The following is a 4452-nucleotide window of genomic DNA, read 5'->3' as shown; positions in this document are numbered from 1 at the left end:
ATTTGGGGATCGGCCCGAGCTGCGGCGTCTGGTCGGGCAGGTCGACGAACTCCTCGTCCGCGTAACACCAGCCCCACCCCTCGGGCGGGTCGTAGCCTTCGATGATCGGATGGTGGGTGGCCTGATGGTGCGCGGTCGCGTGGCGGCTGGGCGAGTCGTCGCAGCAGCCGACATGGCCGCAGCTTCGGCACAGACGCAGATGCACCCACCAGCCTCCGGTCTTCAGGCATTCCTCGCAGCCCTTCGATCCCGGGGTGACCCGGTTCACGGTGGCCAGATGTCCGCAGCCCGCCATGGTCTGTTCTCCTGTCGCGGAACCGAGGTTCGCCCTGTCGAGGACCCCGTGCAAGCGCTCCGGTCGCCTTCCGGGTCCGGATGACGTAAAAGCCGCCGCCTTCGTCTTCCAAACGGCCGTCTCGCTTGTCCGACCCGCTCGCCCTCTCCCGCCGCCTCTCCGTCGCTCCGATGATGGACTGGACCGACCGGCACTGCCGCGCCTTCCACCGCGCCCTGTCGGCGCGCGCGCTGCTCTATACCGAAATGGTCACGGCGCCCGCGGTGGTGCACGGCGACCGGGACAAGCTGCTGGGTTTCGACGCGGTCGAGCATCCGGTAGCCCTGCAGCTGGGCGGCTCCGACCCCGCGCAACTGGCCGAGGCCGCCCGCATCGGCGAGCAGTACGGCTATGACGAGATCAATCTGAACGTCGGCTGTCCGTCAGACCGGGTCCAGTCCGGGAAGTTCGGCGCCTGCCTGATGCGCGAGCCGGAACTGGTCGCCGACTGCATGGCGGCCATCAAGGAGGCGGTCTCGGTTCCCGCCACCGTCAAATGCCGCATCGGGGTGGATAACCAAGACCCTGAGGTCAGCCTGTTCGCCACCGTGGACGCCAGCGCAGCGGTCGGGATCGACACCTTCATCGTCCACGCCCGCAAGGCCTGGCTGAAAGGCCTCTCGCCCAAGGAAAACCGGGACGTTCCGCCGCTGGACTACGCCCTGGTCCGCCGCCTGAAGCGTGAGCGGCCTCACCTGTCGATCAGCATCAACGGCGGCATAGCGTCACTCGACGAGGCCGAAGCGCATCTCGACGACACTGGCGGGGTGCGGCTGGACGGGGTCATGCTGGGCCGCGCCGCCTATCACGAGCCCGCGCTGCTGGGGCAGGCCGACCGGCGCCTGTTCGGGTCGGCGGGGGCCGACGTGGACGCCTTCGAGGCGCTGGAGCGCTACCGTCCCTATCTGCGGGCGCGGCTGGAGGAGGGCGTGCACCTGGCCCACATGACCCGCCACATGCTGGGCGTCATGCACGGTCGGCCGGGCGCGCGCGCCTTCCGCCGCATCCTGACCGTCGAGGGGGTGAAGTCCGGCGCCGGCCTTGAGGTCGTCGATCGCGCCGCCGACGCCGTACGCGAGGCCGAGGCGCGTCTCGAGGCACACGACGACGCGGCCTGACCGCGTTCACCTGAGGCGTGAAAGCCACAGCCCCGCTTTTGTGAAATCCGTCCGCGTGAGGACGGGAACTCCGACGAGTCAGCCCGCATTGGCTTGGCAGGAGACACCGCCATGCCCAAGCGCTCGCCGCCTTCTCAACCCGATCTGCGCCTCGTCCAGGCCGAGGCTGAAATCTACGACCTGATGCGGACGCCGGAGACCACGGCGGACCGGGTCCGTCGGCTTCAGATGGAAGCCCGCGCGCTGGCCGTCGAGCAGGTCGAGGCGCTGGAGGCGGTCCTGATGCAGGCGGCGGCTCTGGCCCGCGAGATCGCCGAGGGCGGTGACGCCTATCCGGTGGGCGCGCGTGAGCTGGCCGGGCGGCTGGCTTCTGACCTTCCCTCCAAGTCCGAGACGCTCAAGGCGATCGTCAGCCGGGCGCTCTGACTCGTCCCGCGTCGCGGCCGCGCAGACGGTTGGCCAGCCGAAAGACGATGACCGCCAGCACGATCAGCGCCAGCGGGATGAGGATCGGCGCGAGGAAGGCGACGATCACGGTCAGGACCGCCAGGACGTCCTCGATCAGGGACACCACCGGATTGCCCAGCCCGGCCGTGGTCGCGGTCGATCCGACCCGCACCCCGGTCTGGGCGGCGTTGAAGGCCAGCGCCGCGGGCGCTCCTACGATGACCCCGGCGATGGCCGCCGTCGTCGGATCCACGGCCCAGAACACGCTGCCCGCCGCCACCGCCCCGGCTACCGGTCGCGTCACATAGCCGATCGCGTTCAGCGCATGGTCAACCGCCGGGACCTTGTCGCCGGCGAATTCGGCCACGGCCGCCGTGCCCAGGGCCGCGATGGCGGGCCACGACACCAGCCAGTCCATCTGATCGATCAGCCGCACGCCGAACAGCTCGAACTTCGCCGCCAGCGCCAGCATCAGCAACGGCAGGAAGGTGCGCAGCCCCGTCGCCGAGGCGAGGCCGAGTCCCAGCAGGGCCGGCAGGATCCAGGTCTGCAGCGGCCCCGCCGCGGCGCCCAGGGTGTTCAGGTCCAGTTCCGGCATCTCGCCTCCCTCCAGCCGCTACGAGCTGGTCGAACACCATAATGCGCTGGAACGGTCGGCGCTCCCTCGGCTTTCCCTTCACCAGCTGAAGGAGAATCGACATGGATGACCGCTTCGAACCTCGCGCCGATACCATCGCCGATCAGGAGCGGAAGATTCAGGCTGTGATCGACGCCAAGGGCTCCTCGGGCGATAGCGAGAAGAGGGGCGCGGTCCAGGCCGGCGCGCGGAAATACCCTGAACCGCCGTTCCCGAGACAGCACCAGCGCAAGCCTGGCGAGGAGTTCAGGCTCGATCCCGCGCCGATGTACGAGGCGCCCTTCTGGAAGGGCTCGGGCAAGCTGGAGGGTTTGGCGGCGATCATCACGGGCGGCGATTCCGGCATCGGCCGCGCCGTCGCTGTCCTGTTCGCCCGCGAAGGCTGCGACATCGCCCTCTGTCATCTGGACGAGGAAAGAGACGCCGAGGATACGAAGAAGGCCGTCGAGGCCGAGGGCCGCAAGGCCATCGTGCTCAAGGGCGACGTCTCGGATCCCGCCTTTGCGACGGCGGCGGTGAAATCGGCGCTCGACGCCTTCGGGCGGCTGGATGTCGTCGTCCCCAACGCCGCCTTCCAGGAGCATGTGGAAACGCTGGAGGACCTGACGTTCGAACATTTCGACCGGACGCTGAAGACCAATCTCTACGGCTATTTCAACCTGGTGAAGGCGGCGGTCCCGCACTTGCGGCCCGGCTCGGCCATCGTGATGACCGGCTCGGTCACGGGCATCATGGGGAACGAGGACTTGCTGGACTATTCGATGACCAAGGGCGGCATCCATGCCTTCGCCCGGTCCTTGGGCACGCATCTGGCCCCTCGGGCGATCCGTGTGAACGTGGTCGCGCCGGGGCCGGTCTGGACGCCGCTGAACCCGGCCGACAAAGACGCCGAGGCGACTTCGAAATTCGGCTCAGGGACCGTCATGAAGCGTCCCGCCCAGCCCGAGGAAATCGCGCCCGCCTTCGTCTTCCTCGCCTCGCGCCAGTGTTCCAGCTACATCACCGGTGAAGTTCTGCCGATCATCGGCGGCTACGGAGGCGGCTGACGCCTAGCGGCCCTTGCCGGGGGCGGCGGAGGCGGCGCCCTTGTCCGGCCAGGCCTTTTCCGTCACCAGCTCGCAGGTGCCGATGAAGCGGTCCAGCTGCGCGCGGAGGTTGGTCAGGTTGACCCCGCCCGTCAGCTCGACCGCCCGTTCGACGACGTAGTCTTCGCCATCGGCCATGTCCGCCACGAAATTGTGGATCAGTTCGGATTCCAGCCGCCGGGCGCGAGCGGCGTCGTCGATCTCGAACAGGGCGTTGAAGGTCATCTCCTTGCAGCGCAGGGCCGGGCCCCGACCGTTGCAGTCCTTGCCGCCGATCAGGACCTTCAGCCAGCCGTCGAAGGTGGCGTAGACCTCCAGCGTTCCGTCATCGGGGCGCAGCACCTCGTCGACCACGCCGTTCTCGGCGGCGACCAGGGTGCGGGCTTCGGCCTCGCTCCAGTCGCTCCAGACCTGGGCGGCGGCCATGCCGGGCGCGGCCATGACGCAGACGGCCGCGACGGCGGCCAGATGGCGAACGATCATGTGAAAACTTCCCCCTGAGCGGGGCAGTCCAGCACAGGCTCCGGCGCAAGGCCAGTCGGGCGCGGCTCAGGCCAGGACGTCGTCGTACTCAGGGTGGCGACGGTGCCACAGGACCGCATAGCTGCAACGCGGTTGGAGTTTCAGCCCCTCGGCGCGGGCGTGGCCGGCCAACGCCTGCATGAATCGCCCGGCCGCGCCCCCGCCCCGCAGGGCGGGATCAGCCTCGACATGCAGGATCACCCGGACGTCGTCCTGCGTCGCATAGTCGGCGAAGACCGTGCGCATCTCGCCCTCGGAATCGGCGAAGCCCTGTTCAAAGCGCTGTTCGGCGCGAACGTCACGAAAGGT

7 protein-coding genes are annotated in these 4452 nt (G+C 68.9%); 3 read left to right on the top strand and 4 right to left on the bottom strand.

Translation table 11 applies throughout. The features are described 5' to 3' along the window. Window positions 1-295: UBP-type zinc finger domain-containing protein (locus Q0C81_RS16600; RefSeq protein WP_291840556.1), on the bottom strand; the 295-nt coding region annotated here is incomplete at its 3' end. A gap of 125 nt (window positions 296-420) precedes the next feature. Between Q0C81_RS16600 and dusA the strand changes: the two genes are divergently transcribed. Beyond that, window positions 421-1452: a tRNA dihydrouridine(20/20a) synthase DusA gene (gene dusA, locus Q0C81_RS16595; protein ID WP_291840553.1), complete on the top strand. Its 1032-nt coding sequence runs from the start codon at window positions 421-423 to the stop codon at window positions 1450-1452. A gap of 111 nt (window positions 1453-1563) precedes the next feature. Further along, entirely contained in the window at window positions 1564-1878 is a 315-nt protein-coding gene (locus Q0C81_RS16590; protein ID WP_291840550.1) for a hypothetical protein, read from the top strand. Here Q0C81_RS16590 and Q0C81_RS16585 read toward each other — a convergent pair. Continuing rightward, on the bottom strand, window positions 1862-2497 hold the full coding sequence (locus Q0C81_RS16585; RefSeq protein WP_291840547.1) for a DUF4126 domain-containing protein: 636 nt from the start codon (window positions 2495-2497) through the stop codon (window positions 1862-1864). The two genes, Q0C81_RS16590 and Q0C81_RS16585, sit on opposite strands and share 17 nt — an antisense overlap. 101 nt (window positions 2498-2598) lie before the next feature. On the opposite strand from Q0C81_RS16585, the gene Q0C81_RS16580 reads away from it, so the two are divergent. After that, window positions 2599-3582: an SDR family oxidoreductase gene (locus Q0C81_RS16580; RefSeq protein ID WP_291840544.1), complete on the top strand. Its 984-nt coding sequence runs from the start codon at window positions 2599-2601 to the stop codon at window positions 3580-3582. Window positions 3583-3585: 3 nt separating this feature from the next. Here Q0C81_RS16580 and Q0C81_RS16575 read toward each other — a convergent pair whose 3' ends face one another. Both Q0C81_RS16575 and Q0C81_RS16570 read right to left on the bottom strand, forming a co-directional pair. Further along, window positions 3586-4104 carry a hypothetical protein gene (locus Q0C81_RS16575; protein ID WP_291840541.1) on the bottom strand — a complete coding sequence of 173 codons (519 nt, stop codon included), beginning with the start codon at window positions 4102-4104 and terminating at the stop codon, window positions 3586-3588. Window positions 4105-4170: 66 nt separating this feature from the next. Then, the coding region (locus Q0C81_RS16570; protein ID WP_291840538.1) for a GNAT family N-acetyltransferase at window positions 4171-4452 on the bottom strand (282 nt) is incomplete at its 5' end.

Source organism: Brevundimonas sp., from assembly GCF_023259385.1.
Lineage (GTDB): Bacteria > Pseudomonadota > Alphaproteobacteria > Caulobacterales > Caulobacteraceae > Brevundimonas.
Note: the sequence above shows the minus strand (reverse complement) of the source record. Positions and strands in the feature narration are given on the sequence as shown.